Genomic DNA, 22,962 nt, shown 5'->3' with positions numbered 1-22,962 from the left:
GGGGCCCCCCCCCCGCGCGGGGGGGGCGCCCCCCCCCGCCACGGGGGTGCCCGGGATCAGCCGTGGAGGTAGACGATGCCGAGTTTGGTGAGCTGCCAGAGCTGGGTCGCGGCGCCGGTGTCGGTGGCGAGTTCGACGGCGGGGTTGCCCTTGGCGTCGAGGGTGGTGCCGGGGGCGATCACCTTGGTCGGGTCCTGGGAGTCGGCGATCTTGTAGCGGCCGCCGCCGGCCGGCTTGAGGACCCAGTGCTGGTTGCCGCCGCCGTTGCAACGCCACTGCTGGATGCGGGTGCCGGCGGCGGTGGAGGCGGCGTTGGCGTCCAGGCACATGTCCCGGTTGCCGCTGAAGTCGAGCTCGTAGCTGCCGCCGGCCTTGGCCTCCAGGACGAAGGACTGGTTGAGCCCGCCGGTGGCCGGATAGGTGATGGCCGCCCGGCCGTTGGTGGAGTCGCCGTAGGTGCCGCCGCCGGTGAGGTCGAGCGCGTTGCCGCTGGCCGCGTTGGTGAGCTGGTACCAGGAGCCGTCCTCGGGGACGTCCGCGAACGGCTGCCCGGGGGTGAGCGGCTGGATGGAGGTGGTGTTCTGCTGGTTGAGCGTGCAGTAGGCCTGCGCCAGTTCGGGCTTGGCGAAGAACTGGCCGAGGCAGACGCCCTCGCCTCGGTAGCCGGCCACCCTCAGGTGGTACGACTGGCGGACCATGTTCATGCACAGCCCGGGGATGCCGATCTGCGAGTCGCAGCCGTTGCGGGCCCACTCGGCGAGGTTGATGACGTCCCCGTTGCTGTACTCGTACGGGGAACTGGTCCACTCCGCGCAGACCTCGTGGCCGAAGGCGACCCGCCGCTGGTCGAGGTAGCGCACGCCGGGCACCTGCTCGGCGGCGCCGCGCAGCGCGTCGCTGAAGGTCGGCACCACCCAGTTGTGGCCCCAGGCCAGGTCCTCGGGGAAGGCCGGGCAGCCGTCGGCGACCTTGCCGAGGTAGTCGTTGCGCCGGATGTCCGGGGTGATCGGATTGAAGTACGACTGGTAGACCAGCTGGTACGAGGAGTCGGCGTAGCCCGCCTTCCGCATGGTCTGCCGGATGTTCTGGAGCGCCGCGACGACCTTGGGCTGGACCCGCTTGGCGCGCTGGACGATCTCGTCGCTGCCGATGGTGTCGCGGCAGCCCTGGTCCTTGGGGATCGGGAAGTACTGCGCGAGGCAGTGCATCATGATCCCGCTGAAGTCGAAGTCGTCGTTGGCGCCGATCGTGACGACGACCATCTTCACGTCGTACCTGCCCGCCGCGTCGGCGAGTTTGACGTCCTGTTTGGGCTCGCCGAAGTCGCCGCTGCCGGAGCCGGTGACCTTGGCGAGTTCGGGGTCGCTGACCAGGTCGCCGGTCTGGGCGCCGGAGCAGGCGAGGTCGATCGGGGTGACCCCGGGGATGTCGGTGACGAAGATCTCCGACTTGGGGTGCCGGTGGCAGTAGTTGGTGGGGCTGTCGGTCTCCGGGAAGTAGCCGTCGTTGGTGTCGGTGCCGGCGCCCTCCCCGGAGATGGCGCTGTCGCCCAGGGCGACGATGGCGGCCGGGCGGGTGGCGCCGGCCGCGGGGGCCGGGTCGGCGAGGGCGGCGGGGGCGCCGGCCAGGCCGAGGGCGGCGACGAGGGCGCCGGTGGCGAGCAGCGCGCCGTACGGGGAGCGGCGCGCCACCGTCCGGGGCCGCCGCGCCGCTGTCAGTCGGGACCTGATCACACGCGACTCCTTGCGGGGGGGTGGGGGGCCGCCCGGCCGGGCGCCGAGCGGCGCGGAGCAAGAAAGGTGAGCAGGTCTCATATTCTAGGTACTGACAAGTAACGCAACAAGGCTTGTGACACCGCCGGAACCTGACGCCCCGACACGCCCCCGGACATGCGCAGAGCCGCCGCCCCGCGCCCCAGGAGGGAAGCGCGGAACGGCGGCTCGTACCGGCCGAACCGGGAGCAGGATCAGCCCAGGTTGGCGCAGTGGTTGCCGAACGCCGGGTTCAGCAGGCCGATGATGTCGATGGTGTTGCCGCACAGGTTGACCGGCACGTGAACCGGAACCTGAACCTGGTTGCCCGAGATGACACCGGGGGAACCCGCGGCGACACCCTCGGCGCCGGAGCTGGCCATCGCGGTGCCGGCGCCGGCGGCCACGATGCCCACCACGGCCGCGCCGACGGCGGCGGTCTTCTTGATGCTCATACGAGCCTCCTGACTGTTCATACAGAGATGCACGGGGAGTGCGACATCAAGAACGACACCCACCCGGGCCGGTTGCGACAGTGGACGCACTGTCACCCATCCGGCCCAACGGGGACGGCGACCGGCATTCGGGTGATCAGCGGACCGGACCGTTTCCCCTCGCGCGGTGCCTCGTTCTCTCTGGCGGAACACGATCCACCCGGCCCCCTTCACACGAATCGAGTACCGCCCATGCGCAAGCTCGCCCACGGCGTCGTCGGCACCGCGGCCGGCGCCGCCCTGCTCGCCGCCGGCGCCGGCGTCGCGTCCGCCCACCACCTGCACGGCGCGTCCGCCGAGGGTGTCGCGGCCGGCTCGGCCGGCGTGGTCTCGGGCAACTCGGTGGAGGTGCCCGTGCACATTCCGCTCAACGTGTGCGGCAACTCGATCGACGTGGTGGGCCTCCTGAACCCGGCGTTCGGCAATAACTGCCTCAGCGCCTGACCGGGAATTCCCCTGGTCGCACCTCCGCCCGAACCGCTCCCGGCCGTGCGGGAATTGTTCGCGAGGTGCTGGAACAACGCGGCGGCCGCGTCGACGCCCGAGCCATGGGCGAAACACGCCGGTGTGCGCCGCCGGAGTGACAATCACGGCAATCCCCAGAAGCCAGCGGGTGAGTATTCGTGCTCGCCCGGCTCCCGACATTTCCCATCCGTCGGGCAGAAAACGGAGGAAAGACATGCGCAACTTCAAGAAGGCCGCCGTCCTGTCCCTGGCCGCCACCGGTCTGGTCCTCGGTGCCGCCGGCGGTGCGTTCGCCAGCTCCGGCGCCGAGGGCGTGGCCGCCGGCTCCCCCGGCGTGCTCTCCGGCAACCAGATCCAGATCCCGGTGCACGTCCCGATCAACCTGTGCGGCAACTCCATCAACGTCATCGGCCTGCTCAACCCGGCGTTCGGCAACACCTGCGTCAACGCCGGCTGAACCGGCCGTCGCCGCACCGGCGACAGCTGATTCACCGAGTGCCGCGCCCCGCGACGCCGGGGCGCGGCACGCTCCACCCGTGTGTGATCGAGGAGATCAACCCCCATGCAGAACGTGAAGAAGGCCGCCGTCCTGTCCGCCGCCGCTGTCGGCCTGGTGCTCGGCGCGGCCGGGTCCGCCGCCGCCAGCTCCGGCGCCGAGGGCGTGGCCGCCGGCTCCCCCGGTGTCGTCTCCGGCAACCAGGTCCAGATCCCGGTGCACATCCCGGTCAACCTGTGCGGCAACTCCATCAACATCGTCGGCCTGCTGAACCCGGCGTTCGGCAACAGCTGCGCCAACGTGGAGCTCCCCCCGCCGCCCGCGGACGACTGCTGATCCCCGATCGGCACCCGTTCCGGCCGTACTGCCCCCCGACCAGCCGGCCGGGGGGCAGTTCGGCATCCCCGGGCGGCCGGTGGCCGTCCGGCCCCCGATCCACCGAAGGGTGATCCGCATGGTTTCGAAGAAGAGCGGGGCCTGCCTGGTCGTCGCCGTCGGCGCCACGGTGCTGCTCGGCGCCGGCTCGGCGCAGGCCGCCACCACGACCGATTCGGCCCCCGCGTCGGGCCCGGCCAAGCTGGCGAAGACCGATGTCGGTCAGGCGCTGAACGGGACGACCTCCGGCCTCGGTTACGGGCTCGCGCCGGTCAAGGACCTGCGCCTGGACCCGTGGGCGAACTCCTCGGCCGACGTGCTCAACAACGGCGCGACCGTCAAGCCCGACCAGGGCCTGGCCCCGGTCGGCACCGGCGGGCTGACCGGCCCGCTGAGCGCGGGCGGCGGCATCCGGGACCTCCCGCTGGTCGGTGGGCTGACCGGCGTGCTGCCGGGCTGAGCCGCCCGGCGCAGGCGGGAGCCCGGCACCCCGGTCGCGTCCGGGGTGCCGGGCTCCACCGTGCCCGGAGCCGCTGGGCTCAGAGCTGGGTCAGGTCGGTCAGGCCGGTCTGCTGCACCACGCCGGTGGTGGTCGCGGTGGTGGTCGCGGCCAGGTCGCCCACCTTGTCGGTGACCGAGATCGGGTGGTCGTCGTCGCCGAGGCTGGCAGTGGCACCCGGGACGGCCTGCACCGTGCCGGTGACCAGTCGCGGGTCCACCTCGCCCACCTTGAGCCGGCCGTCGGCCAGCTGGCCGGTGCCGTCCTGGACGAGGGCGAGCGGCTTGCCGACGGCGAGGCCGGGGGTGTCGGCGTGCAGCGGCGCGGCCGGGGCCTCCAGCAGCACCTGGCCGAGGTCGGCGCCCTGGTCGACCAGCGGGAGCGGCAACTGGGCCTTGGCGCTCGGGCCGACCTTCCCGGTCTGCAGCTCGGGGACCAGCCGGTCCGGGATGAGCTCGGTGCTGGTGGTGCGGCCGGGCGCCGGCGGCAGGAGCAGCGAGGTCGGGATGCCGGCCGTGACGCGGCTGCCGAGCGGGGTGAGCGGCACGTCCGCCGGGACCTGCTGGGTGGCCAGCTTGTCCTCCAGGGCACCGACCTGGTCGGGGCTGACCGGGGCGGCACTGGCCGCTCCCTGGGAGGCGAGCATGCCCGCACCGACCGCCAACAGCATCGCGCCGGCCCGCTTGGAGAACTTCATGCTTTTCACCGTTCTGCCTGTCCGTACTGGAGATCCCTGAAGGGAGGGGCTGCGGGGCGCAGCCCGAAAGCAATCTGCCTCAACGAGTGACCGTGAGTACGGATTGCGGCGGTTAACCGGTTCGGCCTAATAATCCGACCGGAAACCACTCTTCGACGCGCCTCCCGGACTCTTTTCAAAAATCCCCGTAACCTTCCGTGCCGTCATTCTTTGATCTGGACGTCAGTGACTGCAGACCGGGTCTGAGCGTTCTACGCGTTGTACGCACGGAAACCAAGAGCATTTCAGAGAGGGATCTCCCCATGATCCAGAAGTCCTTCGCCGCCGCCGGCCTGGCCGTCGCCGCGCTGGCCGCCGCCGCCGCGCCCGCCTCGGCGATCGGTGACGCGGACGGCGCCGCAGCCTCCATCGAGGGCAACGGCGGCACCAACTTCACCGGCACGGTCGGGAACAACAGCCCGAACTTCCACTTCCTGGACAACGCGAACGTCTGCCTCCCCGAGATCCACAACATCGCGGTGGGCGTGCTCGGCGTGGCCGTCCCGGTCGAGGTCCCGATCGCCAACAGCGGTGGCAAGCAGTACTGCACCCAGGGCCAGGGCACCCAGAGCCACGGCGACGCGGGCGTGTCCCACCTGATCGGCTGACCGTTCCCCCCAGCTGCACTCCCCTGAACCACCCTTCGAATCGCTCCCCGATTCACCCCTCGAGAGGAAAACCGGAAATGATCAAGAAGTCCCTCGCCGCCGCCGGCCTGGCCGCCGCCGCCATCGCGATGTCCGCCGGCTCGGCCTCCGCCATCGTCGACTCGGACGGCGCCGCCACCTCCGTCCAGGGCAACGGCGGCACCAACCAGACCGGCACCCACGGCAACGGCAGCCCGAACTTCCACACCCTGGACAACGCGAACATCTGCCTGCCGGAGGTCCACAACATCGCCGTCGCCGTGGTCGGCGTCGCGGTTCCGGTCGAGGTGCCGATCCTGAACAGCACCCCGAAGCAGATCTGCAACGTCGGCCAGAACACCCAGTCCTCGGGCGACGCGGGCGTTTCGCACCTGATCGGCTGATCAAGGGGCACGGCACGGACGGAGGGCCCGGGGAGGTACGTCTCCCCGGGCCCTCCGGGCGCTACGGGCGCTCGAGGCGCCACGGGCGAGGTGTCCGGCCGACCGCCGCCGAACAGGCGCGGACCGGCCGGGTGAGCGGACGTTCGGACCGGCGCGTGGGGTGCCGACCCGAACGGCCGGATGTGATCACGTGTCAGAGGCAGCGCCCGCCGGGGCGCTCCGAAAGAGAGGGCATTTCCATGAAGAGCAAGCTGGCCAAGGCCGCACTGACCGCCACCGCCGCGCTGGCGCTCGCGGGTGCCGCCACCCCGGCGTTCGCGCACGTCGGCTTCGCGGGCGGCGGCGAGTTCGTCGCCTCGGGCGACCAGCCGTTCGTGGCCGGTGCCGGCTTCGGCGTCGGCCACACCAGCGACGTCATCGCCGGCGGCTTCGGCGGCGGCGCCGCCACCTCCACCGACGTGATCGGCGGCGGCGAGGGCTTCGCACACACCAACGGCTGGAAGTAGAACCCGGAAGGCCGGGCCGCCCCCCACGGGGAGCGGCCCGGCCTTCTCGTTGCCCGCACCGCCCCGAGCGAGCCCGAGGCGAGCGGGCGAGTGACCGCCGACTACTTGAGCATCGCGGCGGCCTCGACCGCCCAGTAGGTGAGGATCTGCTCGGCGCCGGCGCGGCGGATCGAGGTGAGCGTCTCCATGATCATCCGCTCCCGGTCGATCCAGCCGTTCGCCGCGGCCGCCTCGACCATCGCGTACTCGCCGGACACCTGGTACGCGGCGACCGGCACCGGGGAGGCGTCGGCGACCTGGCGCAGGATGTCCAGGTAGGCCATGGCCGGCTTGACCATCACCAGGTCGGCGCCCTCGGCGAGGTCCTGCTCCAGCTCGCGCAGCGCCTCACGGGCGTTGGCCGGGTCCTGCTGGTAGCTCTTGCGGTCGCCCTTGAGCGAGGAGCCGACCGCCTCGCGGAACGGCCCGAAGAACGCCGAGGCGTACTTGGCGGTGTAGGCGAGGATGCCCACGTCCTGGTGCCCGGCCTCGTCCAACGCCCGCCGGATCACGCCGATCTGGCCGTCCATCATGCCGGACGGGCCGACCAGGTGGACGCCCGCGTCCGCCTGCACCCGGGCCATCTCGGCGTAGCGCTCCAGGGTGGCGTCGTTGTCCACGCTGCCGTCGGCGGCCAGCACGCCGCAGTGGCCGTGGTCGGTGTACTCGTCCAGGCAGAGGTCGGACATGACCACCAGGGCGTCGCCGACCTCGGCGACCACGTCGCGGATCGCCTGCTGGAGGATGCCGTCCGGGTTGGTGCCCTCGCTGCCGGTGGCGTCCTGCACGGCCGGCACGCCGAACAGCATCAGGCCGCCCAGGCCCGCCTCGGCCGCCTCCACCGCGGCCTTGCGCAGGGTGTCCCGGGTGTGCTGGACCACGCCCGGCATGGAGGTGACCGGGACGGGCTCGCTGACGCCCTCGCGGACGAACAGCGGCAGGATCAGCTCCGCCGGGTGCAGCCGGGTCTCGGCGACCAGGCGGCGCATCGCCGGGCTCTGGCGCAGCCGGCGCGGGCGTACGTACGGGAATTCAGCGGACACGGCTTCTCTCTCCGAACGGTTGTGCAGTGCCGGGGGCGACGGATCGCCGCCCCCGGTCCCGAGGGTCAGCGGGCCTTGCGGCGCGAACCCGGACGGCGCTCGCTGGGCCGGTAGACCGGCTCGCCGGCGGCCGTGGCGGTGTCGCGGCGCCTGGCCCCGAAGTCTGCCAGCGCCTGGGCCAGCGCGGCCGCCGACGGCGCCGGGGCCATCACGTCGACCCGCAGGCCGTGCTCCTCGGCGGTCTTGGCGGTGGCCGGGCCGATGCAGGCGATGACCGTGACGTTGTGCGGCTTGCCCGCGATGCCGACCAGGTTCCGCACGGTCGAGGACGAGGTGAAGAGCACCGCGTCGAAGCCGCCGCCCTTGATCGCCTCGCGGGTCTCGGCCGGCGGCGGCGAGGCGCGCACCGTCCGGTACGCCGTCACGTCGTCGACCTCCCAGCCCAGCTCGACCAGGCCGGCCACCAGGGTCTCGGTGGCGATGTCGGCGCGCGGCAGCAGGACCCGGTCGATCGGGTCGAACACCGGGTCGTACGGCGGCCAGTCCTCCAGCAGGCCGGCCGCGGACTGCTCGCCGGAGGGCACCAGGTCCGGCTTCACGCCGAAGTCCACCAGGGCCTGCGCGGTGGTCTCGCCGACCGCCGCGACCTTGATCCCGGCGAACGCGCGGGCGTCCAGGCCGTACTCCTCGAACTTCTCCCGGACCGCCCGGACCGCGTTCACCGAGGTGAAGGCGATCCACTCGTAGCGGCCGGTGACCAGGCCCTTGATGGCCCGCTCCATCTGCTGCGGGGTGCGCGGCGGCTCGACCGCGATGGTCGGCACCTCCTGCGGCACCGCGCCGTACGAGCGCAGTTGCTCGGACAGGCCGGTGGCCTGCTCCTTGGTGCGCGGCACGAGCACGTTCCAGCCGAACAGCGGCTTGGTCTCGAACCACGAGTGCGAGGACCGGTGGGCGACCTGCTCTCCCACCACGGCTATCACCGAGGTCGCCGGGTCCACCGGGGCGGAGACCGGCGAGGGCAGCACCCGGGCGGCCTTCAGGTCGGCGGCGATGGCGGACAGGGTGGAGGTGAAGGTCCGCTGGCGGGTGGTGGTGCCGGAGAGCGTGGCACTCAGCGCCGACTCCGGCTTGCGGCCGTTGGCGACCAGGGCGCCCGCGGTGGCCGGCAGCTGGCCCAGGGTCGTCCGGACCACCAGGGTGGTCTCCGGCGCGCCCAGGTCCACCGGGCTGCCGGCCAGCAGCGCGGTGCCGTCCACGAAGCGCACGTCGGTGCCGGCCGCGCCGCGCAGCGGGACGCCCGCGTACGCCGGGACGCCGACCGACTGGGCGACGCCCGGGATCACCTCGAAGGGGATGCCGTCGCCGGCGCAGCTGAGCATCTCCTCGGCGGCGCAGCCGTCCAGGCCCGGGTCACCGTCGACGGTGCGGACCACGTGCTTGCCGGCCCGCACGGCCTCGGCGACCAGCCGGGCCAGGTCGAAGTCCGCGCCCTCGGCGGCCGGGGTGTGCACCTGCACACCGGCCGGGCAGTGGGTGCGCACGGCCACCGCGGTCAGCGGGTCGGCGACCAGGATGTCGGCCGAGGACAGCACCTCGACCGCGCGCAGGGTCAGCAGCCCCGGGTCCCCGGGGCCCGCGCCCAGGAAGGTGCACCGTCCGGTGGCGGACTGGCCGCCCGGGAACGGGGTTTCGGTGGCGGCGGTGGGGCTCATCGGGCTCGCTCCCCCATCAGGGTGGCCGCGCCCGCGTCGAGCAGCCGGGCGGCCAGCGCGCGGCCGAGGGCCGTCGCGTGCTGCTCGGCGGTCTCGTCGAGGACGATCGGACCGTTGGCGGACATCTTCAGCAGGGCGGCGCCGTCGGGGTCGCCGACCACGCCCTCCAGCCGCAGTTCGTTCGGTCGGACCCAGGTGGCCAGCGCGGCCACCGGAGCCGAGCAGCCGGCCTCCAGGGTGGCCAGCAGGGCCCGCTCGGCGACCACGGCGACCCTCGTGGGGGCGTGGTCCAGGGCGGCGAGCGCGGCGGTCAGGTCGGTGTCGGCGCTGGTGCACTCGATCGCGAGCGCGCCCTGGCCGGGGGCCGGGACCATCAGCTCCGGGTCGAGGTGCTGGGAGATCTCGGCGCTGCGGCCGAGCCGGTTGAGGCCGGCCGTGGCCAGCACCACCGCGTCCAGCTCGCCGCTGGTCACGTAGCCGATCCGGGTGTCCACGTTGCCGCGGATCGCGACGGTCTCCAGCGCGGCGCCGCGGGCGGTGGCCCAGGCGTTCAGCTGGGCCATCCGGCGCGGCGAGCCGGTGCCGATCCGGGCCGGGCGGCCGGCGCCGGCCAGCTTCTCCACCAGTTCGTCCAGGGTCAGGCCCTCGGCGGCGACCAGGGCGTCCCGGGCGTCCTCGCGCTCGGGGACGGCGGCCAGCGCCAGGCCCTCCGGGGCGGCGGTGGGCAGGTCCTTGAGCGAGTGCACGGCGAAGTCGATCCGGCCCTCCAGCAGCGCGTCCCGCAGGGCGGAGACGAACACGCCGGTGCCGCCGATCTGCGCCAGCGCCTCCCGGGAGGTGTCGCCGTAGGTGGTGATCTCGACCAGCTCGACGGGGCGCCCGGTGACCCGGGTGACCTCGCGGGCCACCATGCCCGACTGGGCCATGGCGAGCGCGCTGCGCCGGGTGCCGAGCCGCAGGGTCGCGGTGGCGGCCGGAATCTGCTCCGTGATCGGTTGACCATTCATGAGGTGATCGTCCCGGTGGTACTCGTGGGATGGCTGACGGTTCATCTGGCGCCCCCGCCCGAGGGCTGGGGGCCGCTGACGGGTGTGCCCGACACGGCGTGCACGGCCGCCGGGTCGAGGTCGAACAACTCGCGCAGCGCGTCCGCGTAGGAGGCGCCGCCGGGCTCGGCGGCCAACTGCTTCACCCGGACGGTCGGGGCGTGCAGCAGCTTGTCGACGACGCGGCGGACGGTCTGGGTGATCTCCGCGCGGGAGCGCTCGTCCAGGTCGGGCAGCCGGGAGTCCAGCCGGCCCAGCTCGGCGGAGACCACGCCGGAGGCCATCGCCCGCAGCGCGACCACGGTCGGCGCGATCCGGGCGGCCCGCTGGGCGGCGCCGAAGGCGGCCACCTCGTCGGCGACGATCCGGCCGACCTGGTCCACGTCACCGGCGCCGGGGGTGGCGGCGTGCGCGTGGGAGAGGCTCTCCAGGTCCACCAGCAGGGCGCCGGGCAGCTCGTGCACGGCGTGGTCGACGTCGCGCGGCATGGCCAGGTCGAGCAGGGCGAGCGGCTGGTCGGCGGTGCGGGCGGCGACCGCGGCGGCCACGTCCCCGGCCTTGACCACCACGCCGGCCGCGCCGGTGCAGGAGATCACCAGGTCGACGTCGGCCAGCGCCTCCGGCACCTTGGCCAGGTCCAGGGTGCGGGCCACGCCGGAGCCGAGGATCTCGACCAGGCGCTCGGCGCGGGCCGGCGTCCGGTTGGCGATCAGCACGTCGGTGACGCCGGAGCGGACCAGGGTGGCGGCGGCCAGCGAGCTCATCGAGCCCGCGCCGACCACCAGCGCCCGCTTGCCGGCGATCTCGCCAGCGCCCGCCGCGACCTGCTCCAGGCCGAAGGTCACCAGCGACTGTCCGGCCTTGTCGATGCCGGTCTCGCTGTGCGCCCGCTTGCCGACCCGCAGCGCCTGCTGGAACAGCTCGTTCAGGCCGCGCCCCGCGGTGTGCTCCTCCTGCGCGGTGGCCAGCGCGTCGCGCAGCTGGCCGAGGATCTGGCCCTCGCCGACCACCATCGAGTCGAGGCCGCAGGCCACCGAGAACAGGTGGTGGACGGCGCGGTCCTCGTAGTGGACGTAGAGGTGGGAGGTCAGCTCCTCCAGGTCCACCCCGCTGTGATGGGCGAGCAGCAGCGACAGCTCGGCGACGCCGGCGTGGAACTTGTCCACGTCCGCGTACAGCTCGATCCGGTTGCAGGTGTTGAGCAGCGCGGCCTCGGCGACGGTCGCGGTGGCGGCCGCGTCGTGCAGCAGCCGGGTCGGCACCTCACCGGTCAGCGCGGCGCGCTCCAGCACGCCGACCGGCGCCGTGCGATGGCTCAGTCCAACGACGAGAAGACTCACGCCCGCCCCCAGGTCCCACGGTTGTCCGTACTCATGCCGCCCCGCACCGCTCGGCGGGCGCTTCGCACGACCTGCGTCCTGCGGCTGACTCGCTCGCTCATGCGGGCATCACCGCGGGGAGATCGCCCTCCCCGCCCTTGCCGGACTGGCCCTGCTCGGCCTGGTCCTTGGCCGCGGTCTCGGCGGTGCCGCGGCCCTTGCCGCTGCCGCCCGCCGCGCGGCGCAGCTTGGCCGCCGCCGCCCGGACCGGGCCCGGGGCGCGGTCCAGCACCGACTCGGTGCGGTCCGGCTCCTCGCCGGCCTTGCGCTGCTCGTGGAAGGCCAGGATCTGCAGCTCGATGGAGAGGTCGACCTTGCGCACGTCCACGCCGTCCGGGACGGTCAGCACGGTCGGGGCGAAGTTGAGGATGCTGGTGACGCCGGCCTCCACCAGCCGGTCGCAGACCTGCTGGGCGGCGCCGGGCGGGGTGGTGATCACACCGATCGAGACGTGCTGGCTCTCGACGATCGACTCCAGCTCGTCCATGTGCCGCACCGGCAGGCCGGCCGCGCTGCCGCCGACCACGTTCGGGTCGGCGTCCAGCAGGGCGGCCACCCGGAAACCGCGGGAGGCGAAGCCGCCGTAGTTGGCGAGGGCGTGGCCGAGGTTCCCGATGCCGACGATGACGACCGGCCAGTCCTGGGTCAGGCCCAGCTCGCGGGAGATCTGGTAGACGAGGTACTCGACGTCGTAGCCGACGCCGCGGGTGCCGTAGGAGCCCAGGTAGGAGAAGTCCTTGCGCAGCTTCGCCGAGTTCACGCCGGCGGCGGCGGCCAGCTCCTCGGAGGAGACCGTCGGCACCGAACGCTCGGAGAGCGCGGTGAGCGCGCGCAGGTAGAGGGGGAGGCGGGCGACGGTCGCCTCCGGGATGCCCCGGGCACGCGAGGGTCGGCGCGCGGCGCCCTGGTCGGGCGTCTGCGAACTGCTCTGTGGTGATCGGCCGATTGCCACGGTGCTCCTGTGGGTGAAGCTGGGCTTTGGCAGCCAGGCTATGCGTTTGTGAACGTGTGCACAAAGATGGTGTCCGTTTTGTCCCCACACAGTGATGCGCATCACGCCGTCGAGCCCATAGCACCGCGCTCCGCCGGGAGGACGGCCGGGGCGGGCACCCCGGGCAGCCACGGGCCGTACGGCGCCTCCCGGCGCACCAGCGGGACGGGCGTGCCGGACGGGCGGGAGCGGGCCCGGCCCAGCCGCGGCCAGGGCACCCGGGCCGCCTCGCGCAGCGGGCCCGCCCAGTCGTCCGGCGGGCAGGACGGGACGCCGACGCAGTGCCGCAGCAGCTCGGCGGTCACCCGGGCGTCACCCAGCGCCGTGTGCGCCGGGTACCAGCCCAGGCCCGCCGCCTCCACGCAGGCCGCCAGGCCGTGGCCGCGGGCCTGCGGCAGGTGGGCGCGGGCCAGCCGCATCGTGCACAGCAGCGGCACGGGCGGCAGCGCGACCCCGATCCGGGCGAACTCGCGATCCAGGAATCCGTGGTCGCAGCTGACGTGGTGACCCACCAGCACCCGGCCGGCCAGCAGCTCCAGCAGCCGCGGGGCGATCTCCCGGAAACGCGGGGCGCCCTCGACGTCCGCCTGGTGTATCCGGTGCACGTGGGTCGGACCGACCGGGCCCAGCGGGTCGAGCAGGGTGGCGAACTCCGTCTCCGGGCGCAGCCGCTCGTCCAGCAGGACCACCGCGATCTCGACCACCCGGTGCCGCCACGGGCTGCGGCCGGTCGCCTCCACGTCCACCACGGCGAAGCCCCTGGCGCCCGGCGGGGCTTCGGGCGTCCCAGGGGTCGGGCCGGGAAGCATGGCGGCACTCCTCGCGTGCTCAGCCCCCCTCGGGCTCAAACGCGTTCGATCGTAAGCCGACCAACCGGCCCCGGCCCAAGCCGGACCGGGGTGTCTTTGACAACGATTCGGCGAACCGCCCCCGCCGAGTGGCGGGGCGGCAGCGGCGGTGCGCGGGAGCGGTCAGCCGCCGAGGGCGGCGCGCAGGCGGCGCTCGTCGACCCGCCAGAAGTCGTGCTGGCGCCCGTCGATCAGGGTCACCGGGATCTGCTCCCAGTAGCGCCGGTACAACTCCTCGTCCTGGGTGATGTCCTTCTCCTCGAAGGTCGCGCCCAGCTCGCCCGTCACCCGGACGATCACCTCCCGGGCGTCGTCGCACAGATGGCAGCCGGGCTTGCCGACCAGGGTCACGGTGCGGTCGGCCGGCGCGGGCTTCGGGCTCTTGTCACGTCGCAGCAGTGGGCTCACCCGGCCATTGTCCGCCCGCCCGGCGACCGCCCCGCCGGGGCCCGGGACCGCCCGGTGTTCACCGCGCGGGCACGCCGCCGTCACGGCCGTCGCGCGCCCGGCTGGCTATGCTCGATGACATGGCCGTGCTCCGAAGGCTCACCCAGGCGAAGCGTTCCACCACCGAGCGGAGCGCCCTGGCGGGCGAGGCCGCCGCCGAGGCGGCGGCAGCTGCGCTGCAGGCCGAGCCGGAGCCGGCCACCGCCCCCGCGGAGGGCACCGCGGAGAGCACCGCGCCCGTCGGGAGCACCGCTCCGGCCGAGGTCGCCGCCGGGCCCGCCGGGAGCGCCGAGAGCTCCGGGAGCGCCGCGCCTGCCGCGGGCAGGCCCGGCAAGGCGCCCAAGGCCCCGGCCGAGAACCACACCCCCGAGCCGGGCGACCCGCGCGCCGCCGCGTTCTTCGACTGCGACAACACCATCCTGCGCGGGGCCGCGATCTTCTACCTCGGGGTCGGCCTCTACCGGCGCGGCTTCCTCACCCGCCGCGACATCGCCCGGTTCGCCTGGCAGCAGGCCTGGTTCCGGCTGAACGGCGCCGAGGACCCGGAGCACATCTCGGACGCCCAGCACACCGCGCTCGGCCTGGTCGCCGGGAAGAGCACCGCCGACCTGGAGGCGATCTGCGAGGAGGTCTTCGAGCAGGTCGTGGCCGACAAGATCTGGCCCGGCACCCGCGCCCTGGTCCAGATGCACCTGGACGCCGGCCAGCGGGTCTGGCTGGTCACCGCCGCCCCGCTGGAGGTGGCCCGGGTGATCGCCCGCCGGCTCGGCATGACCGGCGCCCTGGGCACCGTCGCCGAGGCCGACGGCGGCCGGTACACCGGCCGGCTGGTCGGCGAGCTGCTGCACGGCCCGGCCAAGGCGGCCGCGGTGCACGCGCTGGCCCGGCACGAGCGGCTGGACCTCGACCGCTGCGCCGCGTACAGCGACTCGGCCAACGACATCCCGATGCTCTCGCTGGTCGGCCACCCGTACGTGGTGAACCCGGACGGCGCGCTGCGCCGCCACGCCCGGGCCCAGGGCTGGCGGGTGCGGGACTTCCGGACCGGCCGGAAGGCGGCCCGGGTGGGGCTGCCGGCCGCGGCCGCGCTCGGGGTGCTCGCGGGTGCGGCGGCCGCCGGGGTGGCCCTGAACCGCCGCCGCCGCTGCGCCTGACGGGCTTCCGCCACCCCCGGTCGCGCCCCCAGCCGACAGGCCTGCCCGCGGCCTCCCCACGGCCTCTCCACGCGGGTGACCGACCGTCAACCAGGCCTCTGACCTGGCCCCTCGTACGGGCGAACTCCCGTTTCCGGTACGGCTTTCCGGCCCAATGAACGAACCTGTCACCCGGTGACTGGTTCTGATCGTTCGCCAGACCGGGAAAGTCGGGGGTTGCCGGGCCTCAAGACTGGGAAACCACCGGCCTGACCGCCGAATTGGTCACCCTGGGCGCCCGAACGGTCACGTTGGGCCGGATGAACGATGACAGGTCCGGTCAGTGTCAGCCGAATATGCGCGATAAATGGATCCCAAACGACCACTTCGACCACACGGTGTAGCTGTCATTGCACAAAGCGTTATTCTCTCCTGGATGCACGTCACCCACGCGCCCCGCTCGAACGGGCGGCGCGGGAGTGCTCTCCGCGCAGGCGGAGGTGATCCGTCCACAGTTCTGCCTCTGGGAGTCCCGTGTACCCACCCGTCCGGAACGACGCGCCTGCACCCTCCCGCCCGTCGTCCGCGCCCCTGCGCCCCCGCACCGGCCTCCGCGGCCGCCCCGTCGCCGACCGGCAGATCTCCACCGGCCTGGACCTGCTGCGCAACCTGCTCCGCAGCCAGCTCGCCGCCTCGCCCCAACTCGTCCCCGCCGGGGCCCCGTTCGGCCACCCGCACGGCTCCGGCCTGGCGCTGCGCACCACCGCCGCCGGCTCCACCGGCACCGGCTCGCGCGGCCGCACCGGCAGCACCGGCGTCGGCCGCGGCCGCGCCCGGACCGCGCCGAGCCCCGGCTACGAGACCGAGCACAACCCGATCATGGAGCTGGTCGAGCGGGCCCAGGCCGGCGAGAGCGAGGCCTTCGGCCGGCTCTACGACCACTACTCGGACACCGTCTACCGCTACATCTACTACCGGGTCGGCAGCCGGGCCACCGCCGAGGACCTCACCAGCGAGACGTTCCTGCGCGCGCTGCGCCGGATCGGCACCTTCACCTGGCAGGGCCGGGACTTCGGCGCCTGGCTGGTGACCATCGCCCGCAACCTGGTCGCCGACCACTTCAAGTCCAGCCGCTTCCGGCTGGAGGTGACCACCGGCGAGATGCTCGACTCCAACGAGTGCGAGCGCAGCCCGGAGGAGTCGGTGCTGGAGTCGCTCTCCAACGCCGCCCTGCTGGACGCGGTGCACCGGCTCAACCCGCAGCAGCAGGAGTGCGTGACGCTCCGCTTCCTCCAGGGGCTCTCGGTGGCCGAGACCGCACGGATCATGGGCAAGAACGAGGGTGCCATCAAGACCCTCCAGTACCGCGCCGTCCGCACCCTGGCCCGACTGCTGCCGCCGGACGCCCGGTGAGGCCGCGGTGACCGGGGGCGGCATAGCCGGCGGGCGGCCCGACGGGCCGTCACCGTCCGCACCCGACCGACACGTCCGGGTGAACGGTCGATCCGATGATCAGCCGTGCGTAACCCACCGCCCGCACCACTCGTTGGCCAGCGTGCAAGTCCCCACCAGGCGTACGGTCAAGCCGAATTGCGACCTGTCACCCGATGGAGTGGCTTTGGCCCGCCGAGGCAACCGTCCGGCAGGCCGGGGTGTCGACAACGACGAAGGGAGGTGTGGCCCGTGACGGCAAACGTGCTGGAGCACCGACGGGCGAAGGCCTTCGCCGAGGCGCTGGAGGCCCACCGGGCGGAGCAGCGCGGCGCAGCGGACGCCGAATCGGCGAACACCGCTGCCACCGGCGCCGGTCCGGTCGCGATGGCCCAACTGGTCGGCCTGACCGACGCACTGGGCGCGATGCCCGGACCGGCGCTGGACCCGGAGGTACGGACCGTCCAACGCGCCCAGCTGATGGCCGCGTTCGAGCAGGCCTTCGCCGGCGGACCGGGCGCCACGGTGCCCCGCCAACGCCGGCACCGGGCCATCCGGACGGCGCCGCGCGGCCGCTGGAGCCGCCGGTTCGCGATCGGCGGGCTGGTCGCCGGACTGGCCGTCGGCAGCCTCGCCGGCGCCGCCGCCGCCAGCTCCAACGCCCTCCCCGGGGACACGCTGTACGGCATGAAGCGCGGCCTCGAAGGGCTCAGGCTCGACCTGGCGGACACCGACTCCGAACGCGGCGAACTGCTGCTCGACAACGCCGCCACCAGGCTCGGCGAGGCCAAGACCCTGGTCGGCCACCCCGGCCCGGCCACCGGGCTCAGCCCGGGCACCGTCGAACGGGTCCGCCGCGCGCTGGACGACATGCACGCCGACGCCATCAAGGGCCGCGAGCTGCTCCGCTCGGTCTACCGCAGCAACGGCTCGCTCGGCCCGATGCGCGCCCTGGCCGGCTTCGCCCAGGGCGAGGACGGCCGCTGGACCGAACTGGCGGGCCAGCTGCCCGTCCAGCTCACCCAGCAGGCCCACCTGGTCGACCAGCTCTTCGACGACATAAGCGAGGACGTCGCGCCCCTGCGCCTGGCCCAGCCCGCCGCCAAGAGCGGTGGCCCGGCCGGCACCGGAGCGGGCGGCGACACGGCCGGACCGGCCACCGGCGGCGCCCCCGCCGACGCCCCGGCGAACGGCTCCGGCCCCGCGCCCGGCGACGGCCCGGCCCAGGGCGGGGCCACCGGCGCGACCAGCGGCGGCAACAACCGCCCCGGCGGCACCGAGCGGGCCCCCGCCAGCACCGGTGCCAGCACGCCCGGCGGCACCGGCGCCAAGGGCGGCGGCCTGCCGAGCACCCTGCCCAGCAGCGCGCCGGACGCCGTCAACGGGCTCGTCGGGGACCTCACCAGCGGGCTCACCGGCGGCAGGACCTCGCCGAGCGCCGCCCCGGCCCCGCCGCAGGCACCGCAGCCGCCCTCCGGCACGCCCAGCGCCCCGGCCACCAGCCAGCCGCAGGGCGTCGAGGTGCCCCCGCTGATCCCGGGCCTGCTGCCCGGGCTGCGGCTCCTCGGCGGCTGACCGACGGCGCAGGGCCCCGGCGATCTCTGGAGTTCCAGGGATCGCCGGGGCCCTCGGCCGTGTCTCGGAGGCCACGGAAGGCCCCCAGGGGGCGCGGGAACCCTACGCGGGAACCCTAGAAGAACACCGACCGCCGCTGCACCAGCAGCTTGTAGAGCGTGTGCTGGATCGTCTCGCGCACCTCGTCCGCCAGGTCGAAGACCAGCATCGGATCGTCCGCCGCCTCCGCCGGGTACCCGTCGGTGGCGATCGGCTCCCCGAACCGGATGGTCCACTTGGTCGGCAGCGGCAGCACGCCCAGCGGCCCCAGCCACGGGAAGGTCGGCGTGATCGGCACGTACGGCAGGCCCAGCAGCCGGGCCAGCGTCTTCACGTTGCCGATCATCGGGTAGGTCTCCTCGGCGCCGACGATCGAGCACGGCACGATCGGCACCTTCGCCCGCAGCGCCGAGGAGACGAAGCCGCCGCGCCCGAAGCGCTGGAGCTTGTACCGCTCGGCGAACGGCTTGCCGATGCCCTTGAAGCCCTCCGGCCAGACCCCGACCACCTCGCCGCGCTCCAGCAGCGCCTGGGCGTCCTCGTTGCAGGCCAGCGTGTGGCCGGCCTTGCGGGCCAGCTCGTTGACGCCCGGCAGCACGAACACCAGGTCGGCGGCGAGCATCCGCAGGTGCCGGTGGTGCGGGTGGTGGTCGTGGATGGCGACCTGGGTCATCAGGGCGTCCAGCGGGATCGTCCCGGAGTGGTTGGCGACGATCAGCGCGCCGCCCTCGGCCGGGATGTTCTCGACGCCCTGGACCTCGATCCGGAAGTACTTCTCGGCCAGCGGGCGCAGCAGGGCGAGCAGCACCTCCTCGGTGAGCTCCCGGTCGAAGCCGAACTCGTCCACCTCGTAGTCGCCGGTGATCCGGCGGCGCAGGAAGGCCAGCCCGTCCGCGGCCCGGCCCTCCCAGCCCTTGCCGAACAGCCGGGTGGCCGCCGAACCGAGCTGCCCGGACAACGCCCCGCCGACGGCGTCGGCGAGCCGGTCGGCGGGCCCGGGGTCGTCGGGCGAGGTCCAGCTGGGGGCGGACTCGATCGGGATGACCCTGGCCTCGCCCGGCGCGTTCTCGGCTGCGGCACTCATCGCGGGTTCAGCTCCTGGGTCGGCGGGGGCGGTCGGTACGGACGGTGGGGACGCCGGCGGCCGGGGCCCGCACCGGGCCGAGCAGGGCGGCCAGCCGGTCGGTGACGGCGGCCAGCCGCTCGGGCGGCAGCAGGCCGGGCCCCTGCGCGGCGGCGAAGTCGGCGAAGGCCTCCGGGGTGGTGAACGCCGGGCGGTAGCCGAGCGTCTCGCGCAGTCGCGCGGTGTCCACCACCCGGCCGTGGGTGAGCAGCCGCAGCTGCTCCGGCGAGACGTCCAGCAGCCGGGTCTGCCGGGCCAGCCCGGCCATCCAGCTGACGGCGGGCAGCAGCAGCGGCACGGTCGGCCGGCCGAGCCGGCGGGCGCACTGGGAGAGCAGCAGGACGCCCTCCCCGGCCACGTTGAAGGTCCCGGTGTTGACGGTGCCCGGCTCGGCCTCGGCGGCGGCCCGGCAGAGCACCGCGACGGCGTCGTCCTCGTGCACGAACTGGAGCCGGGGGTCGTAGCCGAGGACGGTCGGCAGCACGGGCAGCGCGAAGTACTCGCTGAGCGGGGTGTCCGCGCCGGGGCCGACGATGTTGGCGAAGCGCAGGACCGTCACCGCGACGTCCGGGCGGCGCCGGGCGAAGCCGCGGACGTAGCCCTCGACCTCCGCCGCGTCCTTGGCGAAGCCGCCGCCGGGCGGGTTCTTCGGCTGGATGCGCTCGGTGAACACCGCCGGGTCGCGGGGCGCGGAGCCGTAGACGCCGGTGGTCGACTTGACCACCAACCGGCGCACCCCGGGCGCCTTCTGGCAGGCGCCGAGCAGCTGCATGGTGCCGATGACGTTGGACTCCTTCACCGCGGAGCGGTTGGTGGAGCCCAGGCCGGTGGCGCTGACGCTGAGGTGGACCACGGTGTCGACCCGGTGCTCGGCGATCACCCGGGAGACCGCCGGGCGGCGCAGGTCGAGCTGGTGGAAGCGGTACTCGGCGGCCGGTCCGTCCGGCTCCTCGACCGGCAGCCGGGGCGGCTGCACGTCCACGCCGACCACCAGGTCCACACCCGGACGACGGCGGACCTCGGCGGCGAAGCGGGCACCGAGATGGCGTGCCACGCCGGTGACGAGCACGACCACGCCCACGGTGTGCACCCCATTCCCTCGACCCGAGCGGCCTGCGTGCACCGTACCGTGCCGCCCTGCCGGGCCGTGAAACGACACCGCCCGCCCAGGCCGAGGCCTGGGCGGGCGGTGGAAGCGCCGGGCGCGCTGAGCGCGGCCGGGGGCGCTTACTTCTTGTTGCGACGCTGAACGCGGGTCCTCTTCAGAAGCTTGCGGTGCTTCTTCTTGGCCATACGCTTGCGACGCTTCTTGATGACAGAGCCCACGGAACAACCCTCGCTCACTGAGACTCTCGCCCGTGAGAGACGGAGTCCATACGACTGACGGACGGCCTAGCCTACCGTCCACGGGCCCAGGGCCGTAATCGTGCTCCCGGTGACCGGGAAACTCGCGGGGAATCCCCGGCGAACGGGGGTGGGATCCGCAGCTGCGGCCCCACCCCCGCCCACCCGGAACTACGCGCTCTCAAGCCTCACGTAGGACTCCTTGAGGTACTCGTGCACCGCCTGCTGGGGCACCCGGAAGGACCGCCCGACCCTGATGGCCGGCAGCTCTCCGCTGTGCACCAACCGGTACACCGTCATCTTCGACACCCGCATGACCGAGGCAACCTCCGCCACGGTCAGGAAGACGACTTCCTGCAAGGGGCGTTCGCCGGAACTCATGACCATCACCCGACCCTTCACCCGTGTGCAAGGCACCGGCTTCCCCTCCGGTGACTCCACCGGCACACGTGTATCCCCAGAGTAGTTATGGGTGGTACCAGTGGGAAGAGGGGAGGTGCGGTCCTCGTACGGTGAGAGATAGGACTGTTGCAGTACGTAGTCACTCGGCGGAACGCGGGAGTGGGCGTACGCACGGCCCACCCGCACCTGGGCCGGGAGGCCGACCTCAGGCCAGGAGGCCGAGGTGGGGGAACACCGCGCGGCGGCTGGCAAGGATGGCCTGATCGAGTCGGTCGGCCGGATCGTAACCCGCGTCGAAGTCGCGCCAGACCGGTCGGGCGCCGTCGGTCATCCGCAGCGGGGCGGGCCGGCGGGTGCGGCGGTAGACCTCGGCGCGCCAGGACTCGGGGGTCTCGGTGGCCGGGTCGACGGGCCGTCCGGCGGCGGTGGCGACCAGGTGGGTCCAGGTGCGCGGGACGACGTCCACGACGGCGTAGCCGCCCCCGCCGGTGGCGATCCAGCGGCCGCCGGTGAGCCGGTGGGCGAGGTCGTGCAGTTCCTCGGCGATCATCCGCTGGGCGTCCAGCGTGACGGCGAGGTGGGCGAGCGGGTCCTCCAGGTGGGTGTCGGCACCGTGCTGGGTGACCAGGACCTGCGGGCGGAAGGCGGTGAGCAGTTCGGGCACCACGGCGTGGAAGGCGCGCAGCCAGCCGGCGTCGCCGGTGCCGGCCGGCAGCGGCAGGTTGGCGGCGGAGCCGGGGGCGTCCGGGCCGCCGGTCTCGGTGGGCCAGCCGGTCTGCGGGAAGAGCGTGGCGGGGTGCTCGTGGAGCGAGATCGTGAGCACCCGGGGGTCGTTCCAGAAGGCCTGCTGGACGCCGTCGCCGTGGTGGACGTCCACGTCGACGTAGGCGACCCGCTCGGCGCCGAGTTCGAGCAGCCGGGCGACGGCCAGCGCCGGGTCGTTGTAGACGCAGAAGCCGGAGGCCTTGGCGGGCATCGCGTGGTGCAGCCCGCCGGCGAAGTTCACGGCGTGCGGGGTCTCCCCGCGCCAGACCGCCTCGGCGGCGGCCACGGACTGACCGGCGATCAGCGCGGAGGCCGAATGCACGGCGGGAAAGGCCCAGTTGTCGTCGGTTCCGAGCCCGTGCCGGGGATCCGACTCGTCGGGGTGGGCGGCGGCGTATTTGACCGCCTCGACGTACTCCCGGGTGTGCACCAGCCGCAGGGTGGACTCGCCGGCGGGCGGTGCGGCCCGCACCGTCACCCCGGGCCCGGTGTCCAGCCCGAGGGCCTCGACCAGGCGCATGGTGAGCGCCAGCCGGGTCGGGTCCATCGGGTGGCCGGGGCCGAAGTCGTAGGCGGTGACGGCCTCGTCCCAGAAGAGGTGCAGGCCGCAGGGGGTGTCACGCTCGGCGTCGGGCATGGCCTCCACCGTAGCGGGTGGGGGTGGCCGGGCCTTGTCCAGGGCGCGCCGGGGGCGGGGCTCAGGGCCCCCGCGGAGGCCCTACAGACAAAACCTTCACGACTTCATATCCTCTCCGCCATGAAGCCATTCAGCGCGCAACGCCTTGGGGTAATTCTCGCTGCATTACTGGGACTTGGCCTGCTCTTTGCCGCCCAGCCGGCCTCCGCCGCGGTCAGCGGCAGCTCGTTCGCCGTCGACAAGAAGACGGCGGCGGCGGGCGACCAGCTGACCCTGACGCTCTCGCTCACCAACACCGAGACCACCGACATCTACTTCGCCTACGAGTTCATCCAGCCGATCTGGCCGGCCAACCAGGAGGCCGGCGCGTTCACGGTCACCGGGTGTTCCGGTGACTCCACCGACTGCGCCGTCAACGGGAACAACGCGAACTTCCACTTCCGGGCGCCGATCGCCCCGGGCGAGACCCGCACCGTCGCGGTCACCGTCCAGATCACCTCGGCCCCGACCTGGACCGGGCCGTACACCCTGAACTGGGCACCGTACGTCTACTACGAGTACTACCAGTCGGGCGGTGGCATCAAGGACCAGCTGTGGGCCAACGGCCTGCCCGAGCTGGCCACCGTGATCGGCTGACCTCCCTTCCCGCCCCC

26 protein-coding genes are annotated in these 22,962 nt (G+C 73.6%); 11 read left to right on the top strand and 15 right to left on the bottom strand.

Features of this window, described 5'->3' with window-relative positions:
• Positions 1-56 precede the first annotated feature (56 nt).
• Positions 57-1,733, bottom strand: a complete 1,677-nt coding sequence (locus tag AB0O19_RS04825; RefSeq protein WP_363587793.1) for an RICIN domain-containing protein — start codon at positions 1,731-1,733, stop codon at positions 57-59.
• Between the two features lie 233 nt (positions 1,734-1,966).
• Complete coding sequence (locus tag AB0O19_RS04820) at positions 1,967-2,206, bottom strand: chaplin (protein WP_363587791.1); 240 nt, start codon at positions 2,204-2,206, stop codon at positions 1,967-1,969.
• A 231-nt stretch (positions 2,207-2,437) separates the two neighbouring features.
• Between AB0O19_RS04820 and AB0O19_RS04815 the strand changes: the two genes are divergently transcribed.
• The 4 genes from AB0O19_RS04815 (at position 2,438) to AB0O19_RS04800 (ending at position 4,041) form a co-directional block, all read left to right on the top strand.
• Entirely contained in the window at positions 2,438-2,689 is a 252-nt protein-coding gene (locus tag AB0O19_RS04815) for a chaplin (protein WP_350878448.1), read from the top strand.
• Between the two features lie 235 nt (positions 2,690-2,924).
• Entirely contained in the window at positions 2,925-3,167 is a 243-nt protein-coding gene (locus AB0O19_RS04810) for a chaplin (RefSeq protein ID WP_363587789.1), read from the top strand.
• A 105-nt stretch (positions 3,168-3,272) separates the two neighbouring features.
• Entirely contained in the window at positions 3,273-3,542 is a 270-nt protein-coding gene (locus tag AB0O19_RS04805) for a chaplin (protein WP_363617827.1), read from the top strand.
• A gap of 118 nt (positions 3,543-3,660) precedes the next feature.
• Complete coding sequence (locus tag AB0O19_RS04800) at positions 3,661-4,041, top strand: hypothetical protein (RefSeq protein ID WP_363617825.1); 381 nt, start codon at positions 3,661-3,663, stop codon at positions 4,039-4,041.
• Positions 4,042-4,120: 79 nt separating this feature from the next.
• Here AB0O19_RS04800 and AB0O19_RS04795 read toward each other — a convergent pair whose 3' ends face one another.
• A complete protein-coding gene (locus AB0O19_RS04795) occupies positions 4,121-4,777 on the bottom strand; it encodes a hypothetical protein (RefSeq protein WP_363617823.1) in 657 nt (218 codons plus the stop codon).
• Between the two features lie 302 nt (positions 4,778-5,079).
• Between AB0O19_RS04795 and AB0O19_RS04790 the strand changes: the two genes are divergently transcribed.
• The 3 genes from AB0O19_RS04790 to AB0O19_RS04780 all read left to right on the top strand — a co-directional run bounded on the left by AB0O19_RS04790 (position 5,080) and on the right by AB0O19_RS04780 (position 6,352).
• Positions 5,080-5,424, top strand: coding sequence for a hypothetical protein (locus AB0O19_RS04790; protein ID WP_030232098.1), 345 nt, complete (start codon positions 5,080-5,082; stop codon positions 5,422-5,424).
• Positions 5,425-5,501: 77 nt separating this feature from the next.
• Complete coding sequence (locus AB0O19_RS04785; RefSeq protein ID WP_363587783.1) at positions 5,502-5,846, top strand: rodlet layer protein; 345 nt, start codon at positions 5,502-5,504, stop codon at positions 5,844-5,846.
• 239 nt (positions 5,847-6,085) lie between these two features.
• Complete coding sequence (locus AB0O19_RS04780; RefSeq protein WP_363617821.1) at positions 6,086-6,352, top strand: hypothetical protein; 267 nt, start codon at positions 6,086-6,088, stop codon at positions 6,350-6,352.
• Between the two features lie 101 nt (positions 6,353-6,453).
• Here AB0O19_RS04780 and hemB read toward each other — a convergent pair whose 3' ends face one another.
• From hemB to AB0O19_RS04745, 7 genes are all read right to left on the bottom strand, one after another.
• Complete coding sequence (gene hemB / locus AB0O19_RS04775; protein ID WP_363587781.1) at positions 6,454-7,434, bottom strand: porphobilinogen synthase; 981 nt, start codon at positions 7,432-7,434, stop codon at positions 6,454-6,456.
• A 65-nt stretch (positions 7,435-7,499) separates the two neighbouring features.
• Positions 7,500-9,149, bottom strand: a complete 1,650-nt coding sequence (locus AB0O19_RS04770; RefSeq protein WP_363617819.1) for a bifunctional uroporphyrinogen-III C-methyltransferase/uroporphyrinogen-III synthase — start codon at positions 9,147-9,149, stop codon at positions 7,500-7,502.
• Positions 9,146-10,156: a hydroxymethylbilane synthase gene (gene hemC / locus AB0O19_RS04765; RefSeq protein ID WP_363617817.1), complete on the bottom strand. Its 1,011-nt coding sequence runs from the start codon at positions 10,154-10,156 to the stop codon at positions 9,146-9,148. Before hemC ends, AB0O19_RS04770 begins: the two co-directional genes overlap by 4 nt.
• Before the next feature lie 41 nt (positions 10,157-10,197).
• Positions 10,198-11,535 carry a glutamyl-tRNA reductase gene (locus tag AB0O19_RS04760; RefSeq protein WP_363617815.1) on the bottom strand — a complete coding sequence of 446 codons (1,338 nt, stop codon included), beginning with the start codon at positions 11,533-11,535 and terminating at the stop codon, positions 10,198-10,200.
• A gap of 97 nt (positions 11,536-11,632) precedes the next feature.
• Positions 11,633-12,520, bottom strand: a complete 888-nt coding sequence (locus AB0O19_RS04755; protein WP_363587805.1) for a redox-sensing transcriptional repressor Rex — start codon at positions 12,518-12,520, stop codon at positions 11,633-11,635.
• Positions 12,521-12,627: 107 nt separating this feature from the next.
• Entirely contained in the window at positions 12,628-13,374 is a 747-nt protein-coding gene (locus tag AB0O19_RS04750; protein ID WP_363617813.1) for a 3'-5' exonuclease, read from the bottom strand.
• A 162-nt stretch (positions 13,375-13,536) separates the two neighbouring features.
• Positions 13,537-13,821, bottom strand: a complete 285-nt coding sequence (locus AB0O19_RS04745) for a glutaredoxin family protein (protein WP_350878435.1) — start codon at positions 13,819-13,821, stop codon at positions 13,537-13,539.
• 119 nt (positions 13,822-13,940) lie between these two features.
• Here AB0O19_RS04745 and AB0O19_RS04740 point away from each other — a divergent pair, with 119 nt between their 5' ends.
• The 3 genes from AB0O19_RS04740 (at position 13,941) to AB0O19_RS04730 (ending at position 17,999) form a co-directional block, all read left to right on the top strand.
• On the top strand, positions 13,941-15,014 hold the full coding sequence (locus AB0O19_RS04740) for an HAD-IB family hydrolase (protein ID WP_363617811.1): 1,074 nt from the start codon (positions 13,941-13,943) through the stop codon (positions 15,012-15,014).
• Positions 15,015-15,584: 570 nt separating this feature from the next.
• Complete coding sequence (locus AB0O19_RS04735) at positions 15,585-16,406, top strand: ECF subfamily RNA polymerase sigma factor, BldN family (protein WP_363587803.1); 822 nt, start codon at positions 15,585-15,587, stop codon at positions 16,404-16,406.
• 270 nt (positions 16,407-16,676) lie between these two features.
• Positions 16,677-17,999, top strand: a complete 1,323-nt coding sequence (locus tag AB0O19_RS04730) for a DUF5667 domain-containing protein (RefSeq protein WP_363617809.1) — start codon at positions 16,677-16,679, stop codon at positions 17,997-17,999.
• Positions 18,000-18,114: 115 nt separating this feature from the next.
• Here the strand turns inward: AB0O19_RS04730 and AB0O19_RS04725 are convergent, their stop codons facing one another.
• From AB0O19_RS04725 to AB0O19_RS04705, 5 genes are all read right to left on the bottom strand, one after another.
• Positions 18,115-19,122, bottom strand: coding sequence for a lysophospholipid acyltransferase family protein (locus AB0O19_RS04725; protein ID WP_363587769.1), 1,008 nt, complete (start codon positions 19,120-19,122; stop codon positions 18,115-18,117).
• Between the two features lie 7 nt (positions 19,123-19,129).
• Entirely contained in the window at positions 19,130-20,242 is a 1,113-nt protein-coding gene (locus AB0O19_RS04720) for an NAD-dependent epimerase/dehydratase family protein (protein WP_363618043.1), read from the bottom strand.
• A 146-nt stretch (positions 20,243-20,388) separates the two neighbouring features.
• A complete protein-coding gene (locus tag AB0O19_RS04715; RefSeq protein ID WP_003948845.1) occupies positions 20,389-20,487 on the bottom strand; it encodes an AURKAIP1/COX24 domain-containing protein in 99 nt (32 codons plus the stop codon).
• 189 nt (positions 20,488-20,676) lie between these two features.
• On the bottom strand, positions 20,677-20,886 hold the full coding sequence (locus AB0O19_RS04710) for a helix-turn-helix domain-containing protein (protein WP_063351305.1): 210 nt from the start codon (positions 20,884-20,886) through the stop codon (positions 20,677-20,679).
• A 226-nt stretch (positions 20,887-21,112) separates the two neighbouring features.
• Positions 21,113-22,309 carry an acetoin utilization protein AcuC gene (locus AB0O19_RS04705; RefSeq protein ID WP_363617807.1) on the bottom strand — a complete coding sequence of 399 codons (1,197 nt, stop codon included), beginning with the start codon at positions 22,307-22,309 and terminating at the stop codon, positions 21,113-21,115.
• 120 nt (positions 22,310-22,429) lie between these two features.
• Between AB0O19_RS04705 and AB0O19_RS04700 the strand changes: the two genes are divergently transcribed.
• Entirely contained in the window at positions 22,430-22,945 is a 516-nt protein-coding gene (locus AB0O19_RS04700; protein WP_363587765.1) for a hypothetical protein, read from the top strand.
• The last annotated feature ends 17 nt before the right edge of the window (positions 22,946-22,962 follow it).

The sequence above is a fragment of the Kitasatospora sp. NPDC091276 genome, assembly GCF_040684355.1.
Lineage (GTDB): Bacteria > Actinomycetota > Actinomycetes > Streptomycetales > Streptomycetaceae > Kitasatospora.
This window is presented reverse-complemented; position numbering and strand designations above follow the sequence as displayed.